Source organism: Orenia marismortui DSM 5156, from assembly GCF_000379025.1.
GTDB lineage: Bacteria > Bacillota > Halanaerobiia > Halobacteroidales > Halobacteroidaceae > Orenia > Orenia marismortui.
This window is the reverse complement of the sequence record NZ_KB900617.1, coordinates 639,100-665,302: the sequence shown is the minus strand read 5'-3', so window position 1 is coordinate 665,302 and position 26,203 is coordinate 639,100. Positions and strand designations below refer to the sequence as shown.

Below are 26,203 nucleotides of genomic sequence, written 5' to 3'. Positions count from 1 at the left end.
ATAATTAAGAACAAGAATTTTTATAGATGTCTATACTTAAATTGAAATAAAACTAGTATAAAGAAACAGTAATGGGTGACTAGTGACAAGTAAAAGATTAACTTATTTATTACTTGCTTGTTATTAGTTACTAAATTATTGACTATCCTTTTAGGATATCAGATTTAAATTTTAATCTAAGTTCACTATTTTATATAGATATCTAATCCTAAAGTAAAATTTATATTATATTCGATTTTAATTATATATTGAAAATTTCAAATTATTAATTGCCTTATTAGGGGGTTAGTATTATGAAACGGGTTGCTTTTTATACATTAGGATGTAAAGTTAATCAATATGACACAGAAGCTATGATGAAAGAGTTTGAAGAGTCAGGATATGAAATAGTAGATTTTGAAGAATTAGCAGATATCTATATTATAAATACTTGTACAGTTACTCATCAAGGGGCAAGTAAATCTCGTAAGATAACCAGGAGGGCCAAAAGGAGAGCTCCTGATTCTCTAGTTGCTGTTGTAGGTTGTTATCCTCAAGTGGAAGCAGAGGAAGTAATGGCTATGACAGAGGTGGATTTAGTTGTAGGGACAAAAGGAAGAAGCAAGATAGTGTCTTTTGTTGAACAAGCAATGAAATCTAATTCACCAATAAACTGTGTACAAACTATGAGTGAAGATGATGATTTCGAAAATATATCTATTGAAGAGTCTAAGCAGAGAACTAGAGCATCAATTAAGATCCAAGAAGGTTGTGATCAATTTTGCTCTTATTGCATTATTCCTTATGCTCGAGGTTCTTTGCGAAGTAGAGAGTTAGATGATGTTAAAAAAGAAGTAATCAGGGTTGCAGAGCATGGATTTGAAGAGATTGTTTTAACTGGTATTCATTTAGGTCAATATGGGAAAGATAAAGAAGGGTTGAATTTAGTCAAATTAATTAAATCTATTTTAGCAATAGAGGGAATTAAAAGAATTAGGTTAAGTTCTATCGAGGGAACAGAAGTTAGTGATGAATTAATAGATTTAATTGCTGAATCTAAGAAATTATGCCGACATCTTCATTTGCCATTACAAAGCGGTTCTGATAAGATATTAGAAGTTATGAATAGGCCATATAATATACAAGAATTCAATAATATGGTAAATAAGATAAAAAATAAAATTCCAGAAATAGCTATTACAACAGATGTTATTGTAGGTTTTCCTGGTGAAAGTGAAGAAGATTTTAATGATACTTATGAAGTTATTGAAGAGCTTGAATTCAGCGATTTACATATTTTTAAGTATTCAAAACGTGAAGGTACTCCAGCAGCAGAGTTCTCAAATCAGATTCATTCCAAAATAAAGAAAGAGAGAAGTAATAAATTAAATGAATTATCTGATTGGTTATCTAAACAATATCAACAGAAGTTTATAGGTGAAAAACTATCTGTTTTGCTAGAAGAACACAGAGATAATAGGACAGGAATGTTAACTGGTTTAACAGATAACTATTTGAGAGTATTTGTTGATGCTAATGATGATTTAGCAGGAAAACTAGTTGAAGTAAAGATAATGGAAAAAGAAGGAAAATTGTTTGGGTGTTTAGAATAATATTAGTAGATAAAAGAGACATATAATCTACTGTTATTTAATTTAAATTAAGAAAGGAGGGGACGATGTGGAAGACTGTATTTTTTGTAAAGTAGTCTCTGGAGAGATTGAAAGTAATATTATTTATGAAGATGATAAGGTTGTTGCTTTTGAAGATATTAATCCACAGGCACCAGTACATTATTTAGTTATACCTAAGAAACATATCCCTACCTTACTAGAAATTAAAGAAGAAGACCAAAAATTAATTGGACATATTTATCGTGTGATAAGTAAGTTAGCTAAAAAAGAAGGCATTGCTGAAGATGGATTCAGAGTTGTATCAAATTGCAATGAAGCTGGAGGGCAAACTGTTTATCACATTCATTATCATTTACTAGGAGGACGTAATTTACAGTGGCCTCCAGGATAATTTAGCCGCTAGTTGATAATTGTTGATAAATAGCTAAATTATAAAATTAGGAGGAGTTATTATGTCGTTACAAGAAAGATTATTAGAAGATATGAAGGAAGCTATGAAAGGAAGAAATAAAGAAAAATTATCTGTTATTCGAATGGCAAGAGCAGCAATTAAAGATAAAGAAATTAATGAAAGAAAAGATTTATCTGATGAAGAGGTTATTGAAGTTTTATCTAAGCTGGTAAAACAAAATAGAGATTCTATTTCTGAATATAAAAAGGCTGGTCAAGATGAAAAGATTGAAGAAATAAATAGAGAAATTGATATTTTGCAAGAGTATCTTCCAGAGCAATTAAGCAAAGAAGAGTTGGTTAAGATTGTAGAAGAAGTAATTGCTGATACTAATGCGGAGAGTATGAGGGATATGGGTAAAGTTATGGGCGGAATTATGCCTAAAGTTAAAGGAAGAGCTGATGGGAATCTAGTAAATCAGCTAGTTAGAGAGAGATTACAATAATAAATTAACAATATAGTTAATAGGGGATGGCTAAAATTAGCCATCCCCTATTATTTTTGTACTTAAATTCAACTAGTAATTAATAATAAAATTCTTACATATATTATTTAGTAGATAGAAGTAGAGTTATAGCTTGGGATAGAGTTGAATTTTGTGGATATATTGTGATATTTTTCGGATTTAGAATGGAGTTCAAATATGAGGTTATATGGATATAAAGAGACATTTTTAGGTGATAGGAGTTAGGTCATAGGGGATAGTAAGGTCTTCCTACCTCCCATTTCCTAACGCCTAACTCCGAAAGTGTCACTTTATCTACCTTAAGTTTTGTTTTAAAGATTTTTTTAATAAAGGTTAACTATTAACTGTTATCATATAGGAGGAGTTTAAATGGGGAAGAAAGATAAAGCTAAAGAGGTTTTTGCTAAAGTGTTTGAGCTTCCTCAAGAGGTTGTATTAAATTTGCCCAGGATATCATTAACTGGAAATTTACAGATAGAAATAGAAAATCATCGGGGAATAATAAAATATAATTCTGATTTTATTAAGGTTAGAGTTTATCATGGTCAGATAATAATTAAAGGAGAAAAGTTAATTATTGAAAGCTTAGAAAAAGATATCTTAAGAATAGAAGGGAAGATAACTGACTTAAGTTTTAAGTTATCTTAAGGAGGATATTATGCTAAAGAAACTATATACTTTAGTAGAAGGATATTTACAGTTAGAGGTAAAAGGAAGACACTTTGAGAAAGTAGTTAATATATTAATTAGAAATGGATTTAAACTATGGAATATTATTCGTATAGATGATACTTTATATGTAAATATTAGACTAAAGGATTTTAAGAATATAAGAAAACATCTTAGGAAAGTAGAGTGTAAAGTAAGAATCAAAGAGAGAAAAGGTCTTCCTTTTTATTTAAATAAGTTGATTGATAGAAGATTTTTGGCTATTGGAATAATTATTTTAATACTATCACTTTATACTCTATCTTCTTTTGTTTTTTTTATAGAAATAAAAGGGGCTAAAGAAGTAGAAAAAGAAGATATTAAGAAACTTTTAACTAAAGCTTCAATTAAACCTGGAGTTTTAAAATCTAGTATTCCTGTAGACAAATTAGAGGAAGTCCTTATAGAGAAAATTCCTAAAATTTCATGGGTTAATATTTATTTTTCGGGAACCAGATTAGTTATTGATATTGTGGAAAAGAAGATAATAGAATCAGAGATGGAACCTAGTGATATTATAGCAGACAAATCAGGAGTAATTTCAAAATTAATTGTTTTACAAGGAACTCCTGTAGTAGAAGAGGGAATGACAGTTAAAGCCGGTGATTTATTAATTAGTAGAGAATTATTAATCAGAAGAGAAGAGGAAGTTGCTAGTACAGATAGTGGGAATGAAGAAGAAATTAATATTTTACTAGAAAAGAAAGAGGTTAAAGCAGAAGGGATTGTTAAGGCTAGAGTTTGGTATGAAGGATATGGTGAGGCCAAGCTTTTTAGAGAGTATTCTCAACCTACTGGGAATGTTGAAATTAGTATAGCTATAAAGTTAAAAGATCGGGAGATAATGATTAGAGGTCCCAAAAAATCACCCTACAAGTATTTTAAACTAAGTAAGGAGGTAAAATCTTTACCTAAATGGAGGAAATTCAGGCTACCTATCGAATTAGTTAGAAGAAGATATATTCAAATAAAAAGAATTCAAGAGAGAAGAAGTATTGATATTTCTAAAAAGTTGGCTAAAGAAGAAGCTGTAGAAAGTATCTTGCAAGGTCTTTCAAAAGAGGCTATAATATTGAATAGTAAATTAAAGTTAATAGAGTTGGATACTGAAGATAATAATATAATTAGAGTTAAAGCTTTATTAGAAGTTGAAGAGGAGATTGGAATTAGGAGGGAATAGTTAATTTTGGATAACTTAATTAAAGAAGTTGAATTAAGTAGTAATCATTCAGCCAAAAACATATTCGGAAATTATGATGAAAATTTAAAGTTGATCGAAAAAAGCTTTGAAGTAAATATTATTGCTCGTGGGAATCTGGTCAAAGTCAAAGGTAAAGAAGATGAGGTATTAAGAGTAATTGATCTATTTGAAGAATTAGATTATCTATCTAATAAGAAGGGGGATTTAAGTAAGAAGGAAATTGAATATGCAATAGAATTAACTAAAGAAGGAAAGTTCTCTTTAAACGATATATATTCTGATGTTATTCAGGTAAGCAATTCTGGTAAGAAGATCACCCCGAAAACTATTGGACAAAAAATATATGTAGATGCTTTACGTAAAGATGATATAGTGTTTGGAATTGGACCTGCTGGTACTGGAAAGACTTATTTAGCAGTAGTTATGGCTGTAAATGATTTGATGAACAATAGGGTGAAAAGAATTATTTTAACTCGTCCAGCTATTGAAGCAGGAGAAAATTTAGGATTTTTGCCTGGAGATTTACAAGAAAAGGTAGATCCTTACTTGCGTCCTCTATATGATTCTCTATACGATATATTAGGTTCAGAAAAGGTTGAGCAATTATTAGAAAAAAATATTATTGAAATTGCTCCATTAGCATATATGAGAGGTCGGACTTTAAAGAATTGTGCCGTTATTTTAGATGAGGCTCAAAATACTACAAAAGAACAAATGAAGATGTTTTTAACTCGTTTAGGGCCAAATTCTAAAGCGGTAATTACAGGAGATATTACTCAGGTAGATTTACCAAGTAGAAAAAAATCAGGTTTAGCACAAACTGAAGAGATTTTAAAAAATATAGAGGGAATAAGCTTTATTTATTTGACTAATCGAGATGTAGTTAGACATAGATTAGTTAGAGCTATTATAAAAGCCTATGAAGGAGCTAATTCTTAGTTCTAGGAGTGAAATATAATGTTATCTTTTTTTAAGAAAGCTTTAAAAAAGTTCAATATAACTGAAGCAAATTTTTATAGAATTCAGAAATCCCAGAGATATATTTGGGTTATAGTTATTTTTATTATCCTATCTGGCATCGTTAGTATAGATTTTTTACCTAATAGGGTTAATTTGCAAGTAGGACAAGTTACTAAGAGTGATATTGTAGCACCTAAGACTGTTGAATATATAGATGAAGAGAGTACAGAAAAATTAAGACAAGAGGCTGAGAATAAAGTATCTAAAGTTTATGAAGAAGATACAGGGATATTGACTAAGGTAAAAGCAGATGTGCGTCAATTTTTTGATACTATTAAAAATATTAAGAGTTCTGATGTTGAATTAGAAAAGAAGGTCAAATCTGTTCAAGATAATTATAAAATAGATTTATCTTCCCAGCAGTTGTCATATTTATTTAGTTTATCAGAAGAAAATATAGATTTTTTAGAAGAAGATACACTAATGTTTTTAGTTAAATACCTAAATAGAGGTGTTAAAGATAATTATTTAAATAATGTTAAAGATCAGCTAAGTCAGGATGCTATAGAGTTAACTGAAGATAGGCAATATAATCAACTAGTTAGTAAAATAAGTAGACATTTTATTAGACCCAATCTTATCTTTAATTTTGAGGAAACAGAAAAAAGAAAAGAAGAGGCTCGTCAAAATATAGAGCCTATTAAAAGAACCTTTTCCAAGGGAGAAATAATCATTAGGCATGGTAAGGTTGTTACTCATGAAGATATTAAAATATTGAAAAATTTAGGTCTTACCCAGCCCAAAATAAATTATATTAATATTTTAGGTCACATTTTAATTGTTTTAATTTTTGTATTAATTCCTAGTATTTATATCTCTCAATACCATAGAGAAGTTTTAGAAGGGGAAGGAATATTGGCCTTATTAGGGTTATTACCTATAATGACAATATTATTAGCTAAGGTAGCTACTTATTTCCCATTAGAATACCCATCTTTTGTAGTTCCAGTAGCGGCAGCTTCAATTATGATCGCTATTTTAGTTGATACTGATTTAGCAGTGGTCTTTACTATAGCATTATCCTTTTTAGTAGGTATAGTTACTGGTGGTCGGATTATTGATGTGATGGTTGCTATTGTAAGTGGTTTAACAGGTATTTATAGTGTTTCTAAGTTGAGTCAAAGGTCTGATCTTGTTAGGGCTGGATTTATTGTTGGGGGAGCAACCTCATTAACTATATTTACTTTTATGTTAACTATGGTTAATTTAGATTTAATTATATTTTTAAATGCTTTTTGGGGAATACTAAATGGAGTATTAGTAGCAATTGTAACTAATGGATTATTACCATATGTAGAGAATATATTTGGTATTACCTCACCGGTTAAGTTATTGGAATTATCTAATCCAAATCATCCGTTATTAAAGCGCTTATTAGTAGATGCTCCAGGTACTTATCATCATAGTATAATAGTAGGTAATCTTGCAGAAGCTGCTGCAGATCAAGTTGGTGCCGATTCTTTATTAGCTAGAGTCTCAGCATATTATCATGATATAGGAAAAATAAAACGTTCTTATTTCTTTACTGAAAACCAAATTGGATCAGAAAATCCCCACAATAAATTATCTCCTAGTTTAAGTACATTAATTATCACTTCCCATGTTAAAGATGGGGTGGAGTTAGCTAAAGAATATAAATTGCCACAAGTTATTATAGATGTTATTGAGCAACATCACGGTACTAGTTTGGTATCTTTCTTTTATCAAGAAGCAGTACATGATGAAAAATATAAAAGTGTTGATGAAGGTGATTTTAGATATGATGGTCCTAAGCCTCAGACTAAAGAAGCCGGTTTGATTATGCTTTCTGATATGGTAGAGGCTGCTGTAAGGTCAAATGTTGCAGCTCAAAGTAATCCAGGCAAATTAGAGAAGTTTGTCAGAGAGCTAATTAAGAAAAAATTAGATAGTGGTGAATTAGATGAATGTAATTTAACCTTAAAGGATTTAGATAAAGTTGCAAATTCTTTTGTTAATATCTTAAAGGGAATCTTTCATAATAGAATTGAATATCCTGATAATATTGCTCAACAGTTTAAGGAGGGTAAGAAATTAAATGACAGTCTTAATAAATAATTTACAAGATAATCTAGAAGTTAACGATCAAGTTTCAGAGGTAATAGAAAAGGTAGTAAAAAAAGTTTTAGACTATGAAGATCAAGAAGAAAAAGAGGTTAGCATTGCTTTGGTTGATGATAAATATATTCATGGATTAAATCATAGATATAGAGGGAAAGATCAACCAACTGATGTGCTATCTTTTCCTCAAGAGGATAATTATTTATTGGGGGATATTATTATTTCTTTGGAGACAGCCCAACGCCAAGCTGAAGAGTATAACCATTCATTTATTAGAGAAATTGGCTTTTTAACGGTTCATGGAATGTTGCATCTTTTAGGATATGACCATTATGAGGAAGAAAGTAGAAAGATTATGAGAGAAAAGGAGGAAGAGATTCTAGTTGAATTAGATTTAACTAGAGATTAAATGAAGCTAATCCAACACTTGATTTCAAGTTTTAATTATGCAGTTAATGGCATAATTTATGTTTTGAAGCATGAAAAGAATATGAAAATACACTTTATTATTTCTATTATTGTTTTAATATTTGGATTATTGCTTAATTTAAATAAATTTGAATTGCTGATTTTATTTATAACGATAGCATTGGTTTTTTTTGCTGAAATGATTAATACTGCAATTGAAGAATTAAGTGATTTGGTCTGTCAAAAGTATAATACTAAGGTTAAAATTATTAAAGATATATCTGCTGGGGCTGTATTAGTAACAGCTTTAAATGCTATTGTTATTGGATATATTATCTTTTTTCAAGATATCAGGCCATTAACTTTAGACCTTTTATATCAAATACAGCAAACTCCAATTCATCTTACATTTATATCATTGATACTTATTATATTAGTGGTAATTGGAGTTAAGTCTTATTTTAATAAAGGAACTCCTTTGCAAGGAGGTATGCCTAGTGGGCATAGTGCTATTGCTTTTGGATTGATGATTATTATTTCTAACTTAGCAAATGATGCACTAATTACAACACTATCTTTATGGATGGCATTGTTAATTGCTCAAAGCAGAATTGAAGGAGAAATTCATACTCCCTGGGAGGTAATATCTGGAGCAATAATTGGTTCATTAATTGGAATATTAATTTTTCAATTAGTAAGCTTGTAACTTAATGATTATATTTTCTTTTATCATACATATTTAAATACTTACAATTAATTCTATATATTTATGAAGTAGAATTTTATTAGGAGGGCGTTTTTATGGATTTGACGGTGTTAATAGAAGGGATATCTTTATTAATACTATTACTCTTATCTGGATTTTTTTCTAGTTCGGAAACAGCTTTGATGTCTGTAGATAAGATAGAGATTAGACATTTGAAACAAGAAGGAAATAAGAAAGCTATGGTTGTAGATAGGTTGTTAAATAAACCAAATCAATTATTAACTACAATATTAGTAGGAAATAATTTAGTTAATATTGCAGCTTCATCTATTGCTACTGCTTTAGCAATTGACATCTTTGGAACCAAAGGAGTTGGAATTGCTACTGGAGTAGTTACTTTATTTGTATTAATTTTTGGAGAAATAACACCTAAGTCCTTTGCTAATAAAGAATCCGAAAAGGTTTCTATGATGGTAGCTAGATATATTGAACTTTTTTATTATCTTTTGGCGCCGTTAATTAAATTTTTAACTATAGTTACCAGCTTTGTGATGAAAAAAAGTGGAGCAAATCAAATGCCAAAGCCTTTTGTTAGTGAAGAAGAGATTAGAAGGTTTTTAGCAGTTGGGGAGCAAGAAGGTGTTATTGAAACTGATGAAAAGCAGATGATCAATAGTATTTTTGAATTTGATGATACAAATGTAAAAGAGATTATGGTACCTAGAATACATATGGCTTGTGTAGAGATAAATGATTCTTTAGATGAATTAATTGATATTATTATTAATCTAGGATATTCAAGAATTCCAGTTTATAATGATACTGTTGACAATATAGTAGGAGTTGTTTATGCTAAAGATCTATTAAATTTGTTGAAGAAGGATAATTATGAGGTAGATATACAAAAAATTATGCGGCCAGCATATTACATTCCTGAAACTAAAAAAGTAGATAATCTGTTAACAGAATTTAGAAAAGAAAAGATACATATGGCTATTATTTTAGATGAATATGGAGGAACGGCTGGTTTAGTAACAATTGAAGATTTATTAGAAGAGATAGTAGGAGATATTCAAGATGAATATGATGAAGAAGAAAAATGGATAAAAGTATTTAATGAGGATGAGATCTTAATAGATGGTAGAGTTGATATTGATGAAATCAATGAAATTTTAGAGATTGATCTCCCAGAAGAAGATTATGAAACGATTAGTGGCTTTATTTTGAGTATGTTAGGGTATGTTCCTAAGGCTGGAGAATGGATTGAATTTGAAAATTTAAAGATTGTTGTAGAGAAGGTAATACAGAGGAGAATATCTAAAGTTAGAATTAAGAGAGTAAAGGAGAAGGTAGTAGTTAACAATCAGGAGGAAGATTAGATGTTAAAACAGCTTCGAAATTATTTAATTACTGGACTAATTGCATTATTGCCCTTGATAGCTACTATATATATTATTTTAACGGTTATTAATACTGTAGATAGTATTTTTAGCCCGTTAGTAAAAGTTTTGGTAGGAAAAGAAGTATATGGACTAGGTTTTATTTTAACTTTTCTTATTATTCTAGGTGTAGGAATTGTAGCCAAGAATATGCTTGGTAAGAAATTAATTGATTTTGGTGAAAGTATTTTAGGTAGAATTCCTTTAGTAAGAAATATTTATACTACAATTCGTCAGATTATCAATTCTTTATTTTTGCAAAACAAGACTGCTTTTCGTAAAGTAGTCTTAATTGAATATCCTAGAAAAGGAATTTATCAATTGGGTTTCTTAACTTGTGAAGGTATTGGTGAGGTACAAGAGAAAACAGCTAAAGAAGTGGTTAATATTTTTATTCCTACTACTCCTAATCCTACTTCAGGAATGCTAATATTAGTTCCAAGAGAAGAGGTTACTTATTTGGATATGAGTGTTGAAGAGGGGTTAAAGTTAATTGTCTCTGGCGGGACATTAGCTCCAAGAGAGAGTATTAAGGAGGACAAGCATGGGAATTAGTATAAAGGAATTAACTGCTAATAATAGTTCTGTTATTAATAAGCTTATAGCAATTGAGAGTGAAGCCTTTGGAGAAGGTGGATTAAATTATTGGGGTATAGTACCAATGATTTATCATGGAGCAGTTTATGTTATTTTTATGGATAAAGAACCTGTTGGTTTAGTAGAATATATGAGAGATATTAGACAATCAACAACAGCTTATTTATATGGATTAGCTATAGCAAAGGAATATCGTAAGCAAGGTTTAGCTAGCAAGTTGTTGGAGTATTCTTTGTCTAAAATTAGTAAACAAGGGATTCAAAAAGTGGTGTTGACCGTTGACCCTAATAATGAAAGTGCCATTTATCTTTATCAGAATAAATTTGGGTTTAAACAAGTTGAATATAGAAAAAATGAATATGGTATTGGAGAAGATAGGTTGATTATGGAATTGGAATTTTAGAGGAGGTTAGAAAATGGATAAATTAACAGTTGATAAAGGATTTAAATCAGGATTTATTACAGTAGTTGGACAGCCTAATGTTGGTAAATCAACCTTAGTGAATAATCTTATCGGAGAAAAGATTAATATAACTTCACGTAAAGCCCAGACGACTAGAAACAAAATTCAGTGTATACTAACTTTAGATGATGCCCAGATGGTCTTTATAGACACCCCAGGTATTCATAGACCTAAAGATAAAATGGGGAAATATCTAAATGAAGTAGCATATAATTCGTTAAAGGAGATAGATTTAGTATTATTTATGGTAGATGCAAGTTATAAACCTAATAATCAAGATAAAACAGTTGCTAGACAATTATCTAGCTTAAAACAGCCTGTTTTATTGGTGCTAAATAAAACAGATAAAGTTAAGAAGAAAGATCTATTTCAAAGAATAAAAGACTATCAAAGACTAGGTGATTTTGATGAACTGATTACTATTTCTGCTATAAACAAGACTAATTTAGATGATCTTGTAGAAATAATGACAGGCTATTTGCCTGAAGGGCCAAAATATTATCCCGATAATATGATTACAGACCAAATAGAGCAATTTATAATTTCAGAGCTAATTAGGGAAAAAATATTAAAATTTACTCATCAAGAGGTCCCTCATTCAGTGGCAGTAGAAATTATGAGTTTTAAAGAAAGAACAGACAAAGATTTAGTTGAAATAGGAGCTAATATTTATGTAGAGCGAAAGTCACAAAAAGGTATCTTAATTGGTAAAGGTGGAAGCATGCTTAAAAGAATTGGGAAAAGTGCTAGAGAAGATATAGAAAAATTATTAGATACACAAATATTTTTAGATTTATGGGTTAAAGTTAAAGATGACTGGAGAGATAAGGAGGATGCTTTAAATATGCTGGGTTACAGGGGGTAATATATAAATGAAGGAAAGTCTAATTTTAGAGATTCAAGATAAGATTTCAATTAATGATATGGAAATTTTAAAGGTCTTATTAAAAGACTTATATGCAGCAGATATAGCTGAATTAATAGATGAACTATCAAAGGATGAGATTAAAGTATTGATTCCTATTATTCCAGTTGATAAATTAGCCTATTCTTTAGCTGAATTAGATTTTGATGATAAGCATACTATTCTAAATTTGTTAGCACCAAAAGAATTAAAGATAATTTTGGATAATATGTATGCTGATGATATAGCAGATTTATTAGGTCCTTTATCAATTGGAAAAAGTAAAGAACTATTAAAGCTTATGAAAAAAGAGGATGCAGAGCAGATACAAAACCTTTTAGGCTATGATGAAGATAGTGCTGGTGGTATTATGACCACTGAATATATTGCTATTAAAGAGGGTAAAACGGTTAGAGATGCACTAAATATCATCAGGGATATAGCTAGAGAAGCAGAGATGATTTATTATATCTATGTGGTTAGTCAGACTAAAGAGTTAATGGGAGTTCTCTCTATGAGAGAGTTGATTACTGCATCTCCTGAAGCTAGAATAAAAGATCTGATCCAGAAAAAAGTAATCAATGTTAGGCTAGATTTAGATCAAGAAGAGGTAGCTCGGATTATTTCAAAATATGATTTATTGGCAGTTCCTGTAGTTAATCATAAGAAACAGCTTTTGGGAATAATAACAGTAGATGATATTATAGATGTAATTGAAGAAGAAGCTACAGAAGATATCTATAAGATGGCAGCAACAACAGAGGTTGATTTTGATGATGAGAATAATACAATAGTTAAAGCTTCTTTGAAGCGTTCGCCATGGCTAATAGTTCTTTTATTTGCTAGTATTTTGTCTGGTTCTGTAATTGATGTTTTTTCTGATCTTTTAAATACAGTGGTAGCCTTAGCCTTGTTTATGCCTACTTTGGCTGGTACTGGCGGAAATGCAGGAACTCAATCTTTAGCAATTGTTGTTAGAGGATTGGCAACTGGAGATTTAAATACTAAAGATCTTAGGGAACATTTATTTAACGAAGTTAAGGTTGGGAGTTTAGTGGCTACAATTTGTGGTTTAATAATAGGTCTAGTTGCTTTAGTATGGCAAGGAAATTACATGCTAGGTGTTGTTGTAGGCTTAGCTATGTTCTGTAATATTTTATCTGCAACATTTGTAGGAACAACGACTCCTTTTATTTTAAATTATTTAGGAATAGATCCTGCAGTAGCTGCTGGTCCTTTTATTACAACTGTAATTGATGCATCAGGATTATTTATTTATTTTAGCTTAGCAAGATTGTTTTTGCCTTATTTGACATAAAATTATAAGATAGAGGAGTGATAATTATGGCAATTAAACCAAAAGATATGGCTAAAATGGTTGATCATACAATTTTACACCCAAAATCTACAGCATTAGATGTGAAGAAGACTTGTGACGAAGCTAAAGAATATGATTTTGCTTCTGTTTGTGTTAATCCTTGTTTTGTACCTTTAGCAGCTAAACTATTAGAAAATAGTTCAGTTAAAGTTTGTACAGTTATAGGATTTCCTTTAGGGGCTACTACTTCGGAAACTAAAGCTTATGAAACCAAAGATGCAATTAGAAATGGTGCCCAAGAAATCGATATGGTAGCAAATATTAGTGCAATTAAATCACATTCCTGGGATGTTGTTCGAGAAGATATAAAAGCAGTTGTTGATGCTACTAAAATTGCTGGAGTTACTAAAGATATTATTACAAAGGTAATTATAGAAACTTGTTATTTAGATGATGAGGAGATTGAAAAAGTATGTCAGATATGTAAGAAAGCAGGGGCTGATTTTATTAAAACTTCTACTGGTTTTGGTCCAGAAGGGGCAGATACTGAAGATGTTAGTTTAATTAGAAAGAATGTTGGTAGGTCTATTGGAGTAAAAGCATTTGGGGGTATTTCTACTTTTGAAGAAGCTCTTGATATGTTAGATGCAGGTGCTAATAGAATTGGCAGTACTGAAGGTGTATCTATAGTAACAGGGGATGATGAAGAGTAGAAGATTATTGTTAGTCTTCTTATTATTTGTTTTAATTGATTTAAAGTAAATAGCTTTAAAAAATATCTTAAGATTTGTTTTTAAATATTCTCAAGTAATTACTTGAGAATATTTTTTTAGGTTATAGATAATTTATTGATAAGTTATAAGTTGACTGGAAGTAAAAAAGATCTGATTTTTATGAATTTTTAAGATTGAATTTAGAATTATTTATTAAAAGTTATATTTCTAAAGGGTTAATTTAAATATTTAATTCTCATAATTATTTTCAAAATATGATATACTAAGAATAAATTAAGGTGAATTTAATAACTGAGTATATAGGGTTGTGGTAGGAATTAGCAGAGAAAACCAAGCCCCTCTATCACATAAAATATTCAAGGTATCATAATGCTAAACCTACCGTAGGGCGTACGGGATTGGAGTTATCACGAAGAGTTTTTATTAAAAACTCGTAGGTAAGCCTTCGGAGATACTGTAAGACCTCATTTCTTACTTAATACTTGATATTAAGCAGAAATAGGCTCGTATTTAGGAACAAGGAATCCACGTGACCTTGCTCCGTGGAGCGCCAAAATTAAATGTATAGACCCTAAAATAAATTTATACTATAGTATCAAAGAGGAGATTAGCTTTGAATGCAGAAAATTAAAGATTAAAATAGGAGAAAATAGAAGGAATGATAATATGCCACTCTTTGATACAGATGCAATTGTAATAAGAAATTATGAATTTGATGAAGCGGATAAAATTGTTTCATTATTTAGTAAAGAAAAAGGTAAAATTAAGGTAGTTGCTAAAGGTGTTCGCAAGACTAAAAGTACTCTAGCTGCAGGTTTACAGCCTTTTGTTTATAATAATATTTTGGTTTATCAAGGTAAATCTGAATTAGGTAAGTTAAGTCAATGTGAGATTAAAGAGCCTTTTAATAAAATAAGAGGAGATATTTATAAGATGGCTTATGCATCTTACATAGTAGAATTAATTGATGAATTAACAATTGATAAGGAAGATAATCAACTAGTCTTTAGTTTATTATTATTAACTTTAAGGTTGGTTGATCGCTTAGATGATCTTGAATTAATTACAAGGGTTTTTGAATTGAAATTACTTAAATTATTAGGTTATGAACCTTATTTAGATAGTTGTGTAGAATGTGGAAAAGAGTTAGGAAAGAATATTAGATTTGATGGAGAAGTTGGGGGAACAGTATGTTCTTGTTCAGCAAAATGGGCTAAAAAGATTAGTTTGGGAACTATTAAGTATATGAAACAAATATTAAGATTAGATTATAAGAAGTTGTTAGAGATGAAAATACCTCAGTATGCAAGAGATGAATTATTTGATATTATGCCTTATTACATCCAATATTTAATTCATAAAAAGCTAAAGTCAATATCTTTTATAGAAAGTTTAAAAGATATGAGCTAAGGAGGAATATTTATGGAAGAATTAGAGAAAGTAGATGTTATTAGAGAAAGAACAGGGGTAAGCTATGAACAGGCATTAGAAGCATTAAGAGCAGTAGATGGTGATGTTTTAGAAGCCATTGTTAAATTAGAAAAGGAAGAGCAAAATAAGTATAGAAAGGAAGAGTTTCAAGTTCGAGGCGAGCAGATTTTGAATAAATTTAAGGAATTAATTAAAGAAGGTAATGTAACAAGAATTAAAGTAAAGAAAGATGATAAAGTATTATTAGATATTCCAGTAAATGTTGGTGTAGTTGGTGCTGTTCTCTCTCCTCCTTTAGCTTTGTTAGGAGCTACAACAGCACTTTTAAGTAAGGCAACTATTGAAGTAGAAAGAGCTAAGAAATCAGCTAATAATTTAAACAATAATATTGACAATCAGGATGAATTCTGATATATTTAAAGCAAAATTCAAGAAATATAGTTATGATGAACAAGAAGAGTAATTAGTTAGTAGTTTTATAGCGAGCTAGGGATGGTGTAAGCCTAGTATAAAAACTAATGAAGGGCACTTGGGAGTAACTGATAATAAAGTGGATCCTAGTAAATAGGATTAAACAGGGTGGAACCGCGGGTAACCTCGTCCCTGATAGTAGAGATACTATTAGGGAGGGGGTTTTTTCATTAAAATTGAGAATTTAGAGTTAAGAACTTAAAGGATAAATAATTTTTATATTGAGCTTATTTTTAACAATAAATCTAAAGAACAGACCCTATTCCCTAACCTCTTCCCCTTAACTAAGGAGAAGGGGAACTGAAAAATTAGAACTTCTTCCATCTCTCCGGATATATCGACTACTTCGCAATAAAAAACATTTCCTCAGATGAGGAGAGACTGGTTCTGTACGAAGAGTTCAACTAATGAACTCGTAGGGGCTAGGGTGAGGTCTGAGTTTTAAATATTATTGAATTAAAAAAAGGGGGACTTTATATGCAATTTCAAGAAATGATAAATACTTTAAATCAATTTTGGTCTGATCAGAAATGTGTTGTCAGACAACCATATGATATAGAAGTTGGTGCTGGAACTATGAATCCATCAACTTTTTTAAGATCCTTAGGTCCTGAGCCATGGAATGTAGCTTATGTAGAACCTTGCCGTAGGCCTGCAGATGGACGCTATGGGGAAAATCCTAATAGATTACAGCATTATTATCAATATCAAGTTATTATGAAACCATCTCCAGATAATATTCAAGAGATATATTTAGAAAGTTTAGAGGCTTTAGGTGTTGATCCTAAGATGCATGATATTCGTTTTGTAGAGGACAACTGGGAGAACCCAACTACAGGAGCTTGGGGTCTTGGATGGGAAGTATGGCTAGATGGAATGGAAATAACCCAATTTACATATTTTCAACAGGTAGGTGGTTTAGAATGCAAACCTGTATCTGTAGAAATTACCTATGGTTTAGAGCGTCTTGCTATGTACTTACAAGAGGTAGATAGTGTATTTGATATTGAGTGGGTTGATGGAGTAAGTTATGGAGATGTTCACCACCAAGGAGAAGTAGAGCACTCTACATATAACTTTGAGATTGCTGATGTAGAAACTTTGTTAACATTATTTAATTTATATGAGAAAGAAGCTACTAGAATTGCTAAAGAAGGACTTGTTTTGCCAGCTTTTGATTATGTATTGAAGTGTTCTCACACTTTCAATATGTTAGATGCTCGTGGTGCTGTTTCAGTAACAGAAAGAACTAGTTATATTGCCAGAGTACGTACTTTAGCTAAAAAGTGTGCTGAAAACTATGTTAAGCAAAGAGAAGAATTAGGCTATCCATTGTTAAAGGAGGTTGAGGATAATGAGTAAAGATTTATTATTAGAGATTGGAACAGAAGAGATTCCAGCTGGTTTTATGAATTACACCTTTAGACAATTAAGAGATTTGTCCCAAGAGATCTTTGCTGATAACAGGATTGAAATCGGAGAAGTAGAAGCTACGGGTACTCCAAGAAGGTTGGTATTATCTATTAAAGATGTAGCTGAAAAGCAGAGTGATTTAGAAAAAGAGGTTAGAGGTCCAGCAGTAAGAATTGCTTTTGATGAAGAAGGTAATCCAAGTAAGGCTGGTGCAGGTTTTGCTCGTGGACAAGGTATTACACCAGAAGAGCTAGATGTAAGAGATGAATATGTTTATGCTTGTACTAAAGAGATTGGAAAGGATACTGATGAATTATTAGCAGGGCTATTAACAGAGATTATTAATAGATTGAACTTTCCTAAGTCTATGCGTTGGGCTGATGAAACTATGAGATTTGTTCGTCCAATTAAATGGATTTTAAGTCTTTATGGCGAAGAAAAGATAGATTTTTCTATAGCAGGAGTTAAATCTTCTAATTGGAGTAGAGGTCATAGATTCTTAAGTGAAGGTAATATAGAAATTAGCAATACGACAGAATACTTTACTAAGCTAGAAGAAGAGTTTGTAATTGTAGATCATAATCGACGTAGAGCTATGATTTTAGAACAAATTGAAAACATTGCTAAAGAGAAAGATGTAGTAGTTAAGATCGATGAAGGGTTATTAACTGAGGTTAATTTTTTAGTGGAATATCCAACTGCTTTATGTGGCAGTTTTTCCGAAAATTTCTTAGACTTACCTTCAGAAGTATTGATTACTTCTATGAGAGAGCATCAAAGGTATTTCCCAGTTGAAGATAAAGATGCTAATCTTTTGAATCATTTTGTAACAGTTAGAAATGGTAATGAAGATCATATTGATGTTGTTAGAGCTGGAAATGAGAAGGTATTACAGGCTAGATTATCTGATGCAATCTTCTTCTATGAGGAAGATCAAGAAACCTCTTTAGAAAGTAAGATAGATAAGTTAAAGAATGTTATCTTCCAAGAGGATCTAGGAACTATCTATGAGAAGGTAGAAAGAATAATTGCTTTATCAGCTCAATTTTCTGCTAAGGTAGATTTATCAGCAGAAAAGGTGGAACAAGCAAAAAGAGCTGCTAAATTATCTAAACTAGATTTAGTAACAGGTATGGTAGATGAATTTTCTAAATTACAAGGGGTTATGGGAAGATATTATGCTTTAAATGATGGAGAGAATGAAGAGGTAGCTGATGCTATATTTGAGCATTATTTACCACGCTATTCCGATGATATTTTACCAAGTACAGAAACAGGGATTATAGTTAGCATTGCTGATAAGATTGATAGTATCGTTGGGTTCTTTAGTGTAGGTATTATTCCAACAGGTTCTCAAGATCCCTATGCATTAAGAAGACAAGCCCAAGGGGTTGTTAAGATTATAGTTGATACAGGTTTAGAATTAGAATTAGATTATTTAATTGAGCAAGCTTTAGATATTCTTGAAGAACAAGGTAAGTTAGAAAGAAGTAGATCAGAAGTAAAAGCTGAGGTATTGGAATTTTTTAAGCTGAGATTAGAAAATCTATTAGAAGAAGCAGGAATTAGGTATGATGTAGTTGATGCTATATTATCTACAAATTATTCTAATATCAATGATACTCTTCTTAGAGCAACTGCGCTAATGGAGTTTAGAGAAGAAGATGATTTTGAAGAATTAATAATTGCATTTAATCGTGTGAGTAATTTGGCAAGTAAAAGTGATAATTCTACAGTTAAATCTGAATTATTTGAAGATGATAGCGAAGGTAAATTATATCAAGATTATAAATTGATTAAAGAGAAAGTAGATCTTTTAGTAACAGATAGGTCTTATATAGAAGCCCTCAAAGAAGTTGCTACACTTAAAGGGGCAATTGATGAATTCTTTGACTCTGTAATGGTAATGGCAAAGAATGAAGAAGTTAAACAGAATAGATTAGGTTTATTAAATCTAATTTCTGATCTATTATCTAGAATTGCTGATTTGACAAAGGTTGTAGTAGATTAATTATTATAAAATAAAAATCTCTTTTGGGATAATCCCAAAAGAGATTTTTATTTTATAACCTTAATATGTTGTTGAGTGATAAGCTTTTAGACTAATCCTATTAGAACTGTAGTAATTATTATTTTTTTAATCATTTTAAAACTTAATTTCTTAAGTTAAACTTATAAAATTAAATTTTAAAATGAAGGATTTTTATTTATTATAGTGTAATATTAATATATGTTAAAGACTAGGGAGGCATACTAAGATGAGGATATTGGGGATTAATGGGAGTCCAAATCCAGATGGAAATACTGCTGTGTTATTAAATAAAGCATTAGAAGCGGCTAATGAGGAAGGTGTAGAAACAAAATTAATTCATGTTAATAAGGCATTGTCAAAGTTAAAGGTTCCATTTTGTAGGCAATGTTCTAGTCCTTGTAGTAAAGCATGTTATGAGGGAACATTACTAGAAGATTATTATAAATTATTAGCTAAAGCAGATGGAATTATTATGGGAAGTCCTGTTTATTTTGGAACTGTTACTGCTCAGCTAAAAGCATTTTGGGATATGACTAGAGACTTAAGAACTAATAAAGCTTTATTAAATAAAATTGGAGCAACTATTACAGTAGGTGCTTCTAGATATGGTGGACAAGAAACCACTATAAGTACTTTACAAGATATGATGCTAATACAAGGGATGATTATAGTAGGTGATGGTTCTGAAGATACTGACGCTGGTCATCAAGGTGCTTGTGGACAAAAGCCAACTATTTCAGATGAAGCTGCTCAGGATCGTGCAAGTATTTTGGGTAAACGTGTAGCTAGATTAATAAAAAGGGGATAAATCCTTACTATTATTTATTTGTAGAATAATTAATATCTTTAGTGGAATAATAATCTCTGCTATTTGCTTGAAATATCATCTTTTTAATGATATAATATCTGGTTTTATTATGATTCTTTTAACCTTTTGATATTGACTTTTTTTAATTTAAAGAAGGGTTTTGTATTCTGGTGTCGAAAAGTTGTAATTGCTGTTAATTATATTTGTAGGGAGAAAATATGAAGATTTTAGTTGATGGGGATTCATGCCCCGTTAAAGATATTATTTGTAACATTGGAAAAGAATATGGTGTAAAAGTATTAGTTTTTATTAGTACTGCCCACTGGGCAAAAAATCAGGAAGATGTAGAATATATAACTGTTGATAGTAATTATCAAGAGGTAGATATGAAGTTGATTAACCAAGTATCACCAGGTGATATAGTGATTACTAATGATTATGGTTTAGCTGCATTAGTTTTGGCTAAAGAGGCATATTCAATCTCGGCAAAGGGTAAAATTTTTAAAAAAGATAGGATAGATTATCTACTGTCTAGACGCCATTTTGCTGCTAAGATGAGAAGGCAGGGAAAGTATTTATCCAAACCTAGTAAGTACACTAAAGAAGATAAGGAAGTATTTAGACTTGCTTTAACAGAATTGATAGTTAAATTATTAGATAATATTTAAAAAGGGTGAAAGATTTTGAGCTATTCTTATAGTGAAGAATTTATTGACCAAGTCCGCTTTAATAATGATATGGTTGATATAGTATCGGATTATACTAATTTAGAAAAGTCAGGCAAGAGTTATAAAGGGTTATGTCCTTTTCATGATGAGAATACTCCTTCTTTCAATGTTAACTCTGATCAGCAATTATATTATTGCTTTGGTTGTGGAGCAGGAGGAGATATATTTAAATTTATCATGGATATAGAAGGAGTTAATTTTGTAGAAGCTGTTAAAGTTTTAGCTGATAAAGCAAATATCCCTTTACCTAATCAGTCGCAAAGTCCACAGATGAAACAGAAAATGGATGAAAAGAAGAAACTACTCCAAATTCATCAGTTATCTGCTCGATTTTATAATTATCTTTTAACAAGTTCTGATTTAGGAAAAGAAGCTAAGGCTTATTTGAACAATAGAGGTTTTGATAATGAAATTATCGAGAAATTTAATTTAGGGTTTGCTCCTAATCGTTGGCAAGGTTTATATAACTTCTTGAAAAATAAAGGATATTCAGATCAAATATTAGCTAAATCAGGCTTAATTATTCCGCGAAAAAATAGTAGTGGGTATTATGATAGATTTAGAAATAGAGTTATTTTTACAATATATAATCATCGTGGACAAGTTATTGGTTTTGGGGGGAGGATTATAGAAGAGGTAAATCAACCTAAATATTTAAACTCTCCTGATACAATAATCTTTGATAAAAGTAAAAATTTATATGGTCTAAATGTAGCTAAAAGGCATATTCAAAATACTAATGAAGCTATAATAGTTGAAGGCTATACAGATGTTATTACTGCAAATCAATTTAATATAAAAAATACTGTAGCTTCTTTAGGAACAGCTCTAACAAGTAATCAGGCTAAATTATTAAAAAGATATGCAAATACTGTATATATAGCTTACGATTCTGATACTGCAGGAGCTAAAGCTACACTTAGGGGATTGGATATTTTAAAAGAAGAAGGACTAATAGTTAAAGTTATTACTTTGCCTCAAGATCAGGATCCAGATCAGTTTATAAAGGAAGAACAAAGAGATGGCTTTATAAGTTTGCAACAAAAAGCACAATCATTAATAGAGTTTAAGATAAATAGCATTTTGGATAATCAGGATTTTTCAAATGTAGACAATAAGGTTAAAGCAGTAAAAGGAGTAATACCTGTCTTGCTAGAAATAAATAATGAAATAGAATTAGCTGAATATTGTAAGATGGTTTCATCAAGATTAAATATAGAGCTGAGTGTACTGAAAAATGAGATAAAAAAATATAGATTTAAAAAGCAAGGTCAGGATAGAAAGCTTAATTATAGGAATAATATTAATAATAAAAAAATGTCTAATCTTAAAGAAAAATTAAATGATTCTGAATTAATTTTGCACTTAAAAGCTATCAATGAATTACTACGACATGTTATAAGAAATCCTGAAATTATTAATAAGTTAAAAGGTAGTTTGAGACCAAAGGATTTTATACAAAAGGAATATAAAGAACTTGTTAAGTTAATCTATGATTTTTATGATAAAAATAATGAACTAGATATTAATAGCTTATTAAATAAGATTGATGATAAAGAAACTAAAGATTTATTACTTAAATTATCTGTTAAAGATGATGATATGCTAAGTTATACTGAAGATATGGTGTGTGATGATAATTATATTAAACGAATAAAGGAGTATCAAGTTGCAATGAGGAAACAGCATTTAGAAACAGAAATAAGAAAAGCGGAATCAAATGGAGAAGATGACAGAGTAACCAAATTACAAATGGAATATCTAGAGTTGTTAAGAAAGGAGGTAAATTAATGTCTGAAGATAGAAAACTTATCGAGAAGAAAGTAAAAAGTTTGATCTCTAAAGGTAAGAAAGAAGGAGAAATAAGTTACCAAGAGATAATAGATGCTTTATCTGAAATAGATTTAGATACAGATCAAATTGAAGAGATTTATGAGAGTTTTTCAGCTATGGGCATTGAAGTAAAAGATGATGACCAAGATGATGGAGAAGGTGATGATGATAGTTCTTCAGATGATGGAAAATTTGGTCCTTCTGCTCTAGATTTGAGTGTAGCAAGCGGGGTAGGGATTGATGACCCAGTTAAGATGTATTTAAAAGAAATTGGTAAAGTTTCCTTGCTGACTGCTGACGAAGAAAAGACTTTAGCAAAGAGAATGGAAGAGGGCGATGAAGAAGCAAAACAGATGCTTGCAGCTGCTAACTTAAGATTGGTAGTAAGTATTGCTAAAAAATATGTTGGTAGAGGAATGTTATTTTTAGATTTAATCCAAGAAGGTAATTTAGGTTTAATTAAAGCCGTAGAGAAGTTCGATTATACAAAGGGGTACAAATTTAGTACTTATGCTACTTGGTGGATTAGGCAAGCAATTACTCGTTCTATTGCTGATCAGGCTAGAACAATCAGGGTGCCTGTACATATGGTAGAAACAATCAATAAGTTGATTAGAGTTTCACGCCATTTAGTGCAGGAGTTAGGTAGAGAGCCTACTGTAGAAGAAATTGCAAATGAAATGGATATAACCGAAGAAAAGGTTAGAGAGATCAAAAAGATTGCACAAGAGCCTGTATCATTAGAGACTCCAATTGGTGAAGAGGAAGATAGCTATTTAGGAGACTTTATTGAGGATGAAGATGCTCCAGAACCTTCTGTAGCTGCTTCATTTATGTTATTACAGGAACAGTTAGATGGAGTGCTTGATACATTAACAGATCGTGAGAAAAGAGTCTTAGAATTGAGATTTGGAATTGAAGATGGCCGATCTAGAACTTTAGAAGAAGTAGGAAAAGAGTTTGGAGTAACAAGAGAAAGAATTAGACAGATTGAAGCTAAGGCCTTAAGAAAATTAAGACATCCAAGTAGAAGTAAAAAATTAAAAGATTATTTAACATAAAATAGAAAAGGCGAGATTATGCTTGAAAAAATATGATATTTAAATATTATCGCCTTTTTTAATTAGAACATGAAGTTGAAATTTAAATTTAGTTAATATATAATTTTAATTGTTGATGTTCCCCGATAGCTCAGTTGGTAGAGCGAGTGGCTGTTAACCACTTTGTCGCAGGTTCGAGTCCTGCTCGGGGAGCCATTATTTTTTAATAAACAATTTACATAAATTGTTTATAAGCTGCTTTATGTTTAGCTCCCATCTTCTAGCAGCTTAGTATATAAGATTTTTATCTTACTAATATAGCTTTGCTTTGGGAGTAGCAATTAAAAATTTAATTTAAATATAATCATATTTAAATGATAAATAAAGGATAAAAACCTTAGTGTATGATCATACACTAAGGTTTTTTAATAATTAAAAGGATTTTTACTTAAAATAATGAATATATTACATAAGGAGAGTATTATGAATTTATCACCTAGATTGAAAAAAGTAATAGAACTGTTAGATTTACCAGCTAATACCGCAGATATTGGTACTGACCATGCCTATGTACCAATATATTTAGCTAACAATACTGATTGTTCTAAGTTAATTGCTAGTGATTATAATAAACAACCTTGTCAGGCAGCATCAAAACATATTCATCAAGCTGGTATTGAAGATCGTGTTGAAGTAAGGCAAGGTTCTGGGTTATCAGTATTAGATCGAAATGAGGTTACCCAAGTTATTATTGCTGGAATGGGAAGTAGAACTATAATAAATATATTAGAAGATGATTATAATTTAGCTCAAGGTCTAGAAAAGTTAGTTTTACAACCTATGGCTGGGGCAGGGTCTTTGCGTAAATGGTTGGCTAATAATAATTTTAAGATTGTAGATGAATCCTTAGTAAGAGAAGATGATAGGTTATATCAAATTATAGCTGCTAGACCTGGAAATATGGAAATAAATAATGAGTTCATATTAGAGTTAGGGCCAAAATTATTAGAAAATAGAGATAGCTTATTAAATTATTATTTTAATGAGTTAGAGAAAAAATGGCAAGAGGTTATTGATAAAATTTCAGAAAATGATGCTGAAAATCCAAAGATTAATTATTTAAAGACTAAAATTAGAAATTTAGCAGAACTTAGATCTGAATTGAAGATATAGCTATAGAAATATGTTGTAGTCTTGGTATGAGTAAGGAGGTTATTGGATGTCTGTTAAGTTACAGCAAGTTACAAATTTAATAAACAAGTTAGCACCTAAGAATTTAGCCTATGAGTGGGATAATATTGGATTGCAAATAGGTGATTATAATCAAGAAGTAGATAAAGTTTTAGTTACTCTAGATGTAAATCAACAAGTATTAGAAGAGGCGATTGAAAAAGATGTTGATTTAATAGTTGCTCATCATCCTGTTATTTTTAAAGGTATTTCTAATCTGAGATTTAATACACCACTTGGTAAATTAATTCAAAAAGCTATTAAGAATAATATTTCTATCTATGTAGCACATACCAATTATGATATTGCTGAAGGTGGATTGAATGATATTTTAGCTAAAAAATTACAATTAACTAATACAGATATTTTACAGGTGACTAAGTCAGAAAGTTTAAAAAAGCTAGTTGTTTTTGTACCTGTGAATGCAATAAATCAAGTTAAGGAAGCTATGGGTAAAGCAGGAGCAGACTGGATTGGCAATTACAGTAACTGTTTTTTTGAGCAAGAAGGTGTTGGTAGTTTTAAGCCCTTAGCAGATAGCAATCCTTACCTAGGCTCTAAAGGTGAAATTAATCAGGTAGAAGAATATCGCTTGGAAACTATAGTTCCAAGTAAAATATTACATAAAGTCATTAATAAAATGCTTAAAGCACATCCTTATGAAGAAGTTGCCTATGATATTTATCCTTTAGATAATCAAGGACAAAAATCTGGTATAGGACGAATAGGATACTTAAAGGAAGCGATAGTTTTAGAAGAATATATTAAATTAGTTAAAGAAAAATTAGAGCTAGAAAATCTTAAATTGGTAGGGGATATTCATAGTCAAATTCATAAAGTTGCTATTTGTAGTGGGAGTGGTGCTGATTTTATTAAAACAGCATCATTTAAAGGTGCAGACTTATTAGTAACTGGAGATATTAAATATCATGATGCCCAACTAGCAGAGGAAAAAGGGATTTCTTTAATCGATGTTGGTCATTATGGTACTGAGAAGATTATGAAAGATGCTATGGTGGAATATTTATTAGAAAAAATAAAGAAGAATAATTTAAAGGTAGGTGTATTAAGATCAGAAATTAATACTAATCCTTTTCAAATAATTTGAGT

General features: G+C 30.4%; 25 protein-coding genes, 1 tRNA gene and 1 other annotated feature. All 26 genes read left to right on the top strand.

Annotated elements, in window-relative coordinates:
- Positions 1 to 293 precede the first annotated feature (293 nt).
- Positions 294 to 1,592, top strand: a complete 1,299-nt coding sequence (gene mtaB / locus OREMA_RS0102975; protein WP_018247797.1) for a tRNA (N(6)-L-threonylcarbamoyladenosine(37)-C(2))-methylthiotransferase MtaB — start codon at positions 294 to 296, stop codon at positions 1,590 to 1,592.
- Positions 1,593 to 1,659: 67 nt separating this feature from the next.
- A complete protein-coding gene (locus OREMA_RS0102970) occupies positions 1,660 to 2,004 on the top strand; it encodes a histidine triad nucleotide-binding protein (protein WP_018247796.1) in 345 nt (114 codons plus the stop codon).
- A 61-nt stretch (positions 2,005 to 2,065) separates the two neighbouring features.
- The gene (locus OREMA_RS0102965; protein ID WP_018247795.1) at positions 2,066 to 2,509 is read left to right on the top strand and encodes a GatB/YqeY domain-containing protein; all 444 of its coding nucleotides are present in this window, start codon (positions 2,066 to 2,068) and stop codon (positions 2,507 to 2,509) included.
- Positions 2,510 to 2,899: 390 nt separating this feature from the next.
- Positions 2,900 to 3,178, top strand: a complete 279-nt coding sequence (gene yqfC / locus OREMA_RS0102960) for a sporulation protein YqfC (protein ID WP_018247794.1) — start codon at positions 2,900 to 2,902, stop codon at positions 3,176 to 3,178.
- A 10-nt stretch (positions 3,179 to 3,188) separates the two neighbouring features.
- The gene (gene yqfD / locus OREMA_RS0102955) at positions 3,189 to 4,418 is read left to right on the top strand and encodes a sporulation protein YqfD (RefSeq protein WP_018247793.1); all 1,230 of its coding nucleotides are present in this window, start codon (positions 3,189 to 3,191) and stop codon (positions 4,416 to 4,418) included.
- 6 nt (positions 4,419 to 4,424) lie between these two features.
- Complete coding sequence (locus OREMA_RS0102950) at positions 4,425 to 5,378, top strand: PhoH family protein (RefSeq protein WP_018247792.1); 954 nt, start codon at positions 4,425 to 4,427, stop codon at positions 5,376 to 5,378.
- Positions 5,379 to 5,396: 18 nt separating this feature from the next.
- On the top strand, positions 5,397 to 7,535 hold the full coding sequence (locus tag OREMA_RS0102945) for an HD family phosphohydrolase (protein WP_018247791.1): 2,139 nt from the start codon (positions 5,397 to 5,399) through the stop codon (positions 7,533 to 7,535).
- Positions 7,516 to 7,947, top strand: a complete 432-nt coding sequence (gene ybeY, locus OREMA_RS0102940) for an rRNA maturation RNase YbeY (protein ID WP_018247790.1) — start codon at positions 7,516 to 7,518, stop codon at positions 7,945 to 7,947. Before OREMA_RS0102945 ends, ybeY begins: the two co-directional genes overlap by 20 nt.
- Entirely contained in the window at positions 7,948 to 8,652 is a 705-nt protein-coding gene (locus OREMA_RS0102935) for a diacylglycerol kinase (RefSeq protein WP_018247789.1), read from the top strand.
- Between the two features lie 95 nt (positions 8,653 to 8,747).
- Positions 8,748 to 10,031 carry a hemolysin family protein gene (locus tag OREMA_RS0102930; RefSeq protein WP_018247788.1) on the top strand — a complete coding sequence of 428 codons (1,284 nt, stop codon included), beginning with the start codon at positions 8,748 to 8,750 and terminating at the stop codon, positions 10,029 to 10,031.
- Positions 10,032 to 10,646 (top strand): DUF502 domain-containing protein, encoded by a 615-nt coding sequence (locus OREMA_RS0102925; protein WP_018247787.1) that lies wholly within the window; start codon positions 10,032 to 10,034, stop codon positions 10,644 to 10,646.
- On the top strand, positions 10,636 to 11,091 hold the full coding sequence (locus tag OREMA_RS0102920; protein WP_018247786.1) for a GNAT family N-acetyltransferase: 456 nt from the start codon (positions 10,636 to 10,638) through the stop codon (positions 11,089 to 11,091). The genes OREMA_RS0102925 and OREMA_RS0102920 overlap by 11 nt, the downstream gene beginning before the upstream one ends.
- 13 nt (positions 11,092 to 11,104) lie before the next feature.
- Positions 11,105 to 12,016 carry a GTPase Era gene (era, locus tag OREMA_RS0102915; protein WP_018247785.1) on the top strand — a complete coding sequence of 304 codons (912 nt, stop codon included), beginning with the start codon at positions 11,105 to 11,107 and terminating at the stop codon, positions 12,014 to 12,016.
- A gap of 7 nt (positions 12,017 to 12,023) precedes the next feature.
- On the top strand, positions 12,024 to 13,373 hold the full coding sequence (mgtE, locus tag OREMA_RS0102910) for a magnesium transporter (RefSeq protein WP_018247784.1): 1,350 nt from the start codon (positions 12,024 to 12,026) through the stop codon (positions 13,371 to 13,373).
- Between the two features lie 26 nt (positions 13,374 to 13,399).
- Entirely contained in the window at positions 13,400 to 14,086 is a 687-nt protein-coding gene (deoC, locus tag OREMA_RS0102905) for a deoxyribose-phosphate aldolase (RefSeq protein ID WP_018247783.1), read from the top strand.
- 687 nt (positions 14,087 to 14,773) lie between these two features.
- Positions 14,774 to 15,517, top strand: a complete 744-nt coding sequence (gene recO / locus OREMA_RS0102900; protein WP_018247782.1) for a DNA repair protein RecO — start codon at positions 14,774 to 14,776, stop codon at positions 15,515 to 15,517.
- Between the two features lie 12 nt (positions 15,518 to 15,529).
- A complete protein-coding gene (locus tag OREMA_RS0102895) occupies positions 15,530 to 15,949 on the top strand; it encodes a DUF4342 domain-containing protein (RefSeq protein WP_018247781.1) in 420 nt (139 codons plus the stop codon).
- Between the two features lie 26 nt (positions 15,950 to 15,975).
- Positions 15,976 to 16,146, top strand: a binding site (T-box leader).
- 340 nt (positions 16,147 to 16,486) lie between these two features.
- Positions 16,487 to 17,371: a glycine--tRNA ligase subunit alpha gene (glyQ, locus tag OREMA_RS0102890; protein ID WP_018247780.1), complete on the top strand. Its 885-nt coding sequence runs from the start codon at positions 16,487 to 16,489 to the stop codon at positions 17,369 to 17,371.
- Positions 17,364 to 19,433: a glycine--tRNA ligase subunit beta gene (gene glyS, locus OREMA_RS0102885; protein ID WP_018247779.1), complete on the top strand. Its 2,070-nt coding sequence runs from the start codon at positions 17,364 to 17,366 to the stop codon at positions 19,431 to 19,433. Before glyQ ends, glyS begins: the two co-directional genes overlap by 8 nt.
- 247 nt (positions 19,434 to 19,680) lie before the next feature.
- Entirely contained in the window at positions 19,681 to 20,262 is a 582-nt protein-coding gene (locus OREMA_RS0102880; RefSeq protein WP_018247778.1) for a flavodoxin family protein, read from the top strand.
- A 218-nt stretch (positions 20,263 to 20,480) separates the two neighbouring features.
- Positions 20,481 to 20,930 (top strand): YaiI/YqxD family protein, encoded by a 450-nt coding sequence (locus tag OREMA_RS0102875; protein WP_018247777.1) that lies wholly within the window; start codon positions 20,481 to 20,483, stop codon positions 20,928 to 20,930.
- A gap of 15 nt (positions 20,931 to 20,945) precedes the next feature.
- Positions 20,946 to 22,781 carry a DNA primase gene (gene dnaG, locus OREMA_RS0102870; protein WP_018247776.1) on the top strand — a complete coding sequence of 612 codons (1,836 nt, stop codon included), beginning with the start codon at positions 20,946 to 20,948 and terminating at the stop codon, positions 22,779 to 22,781.
- Positions 22,781 to 23,884, top strand: a complete 1,104-nt coding sequence (gene rpoD, locus OREMA_RS0102865; protein ID WP_018247775.1) for an RNA polymerase sigma factor RpoD — start codon at positions 22,781 to 22,783, stop codon at positions 23,882 to 23,884. Before dnaG ends, rpoD begins: the two co-directional genes overlap by 1 nt.
- 119 nt (positions 23,885 to 24,003) lie before the next feature.
- Positions 24,004 to 24,079 (top strand) — tRNA-Asn (locus OREMA_RS0102860).
- Positions 24,080 to 24,346: 267 nt separating this feature from the next.
- Positions 24,347 to 25,036: a tRNA (adenine(22)-N(1))-methyltransferase gene (locus OREMA_RS0102855; RefSeq protein WP_018247774.1), complete on the top strand. Its 690-nt coding sequence runs from the start codon at positions 24,347 to 24,349 to the stop codon at positions 25,034 to 25,036.
- Positions 25,037 to 25,082: 46 nt separating this feature from the next.
- A complete protein-coding gene (locus tag OREMA_RS0102850; RefSeq protein ID WP_018247773.1) occupies positions 25,083 to 26,201 on the top strand; it encodes a Nif3-like dinuclear metal center hexameric protein in 1,119 nt (372 codons plus the stop codon).
- Positions 26,202 to 26,203: the final 2 nt, after the last annotated feature.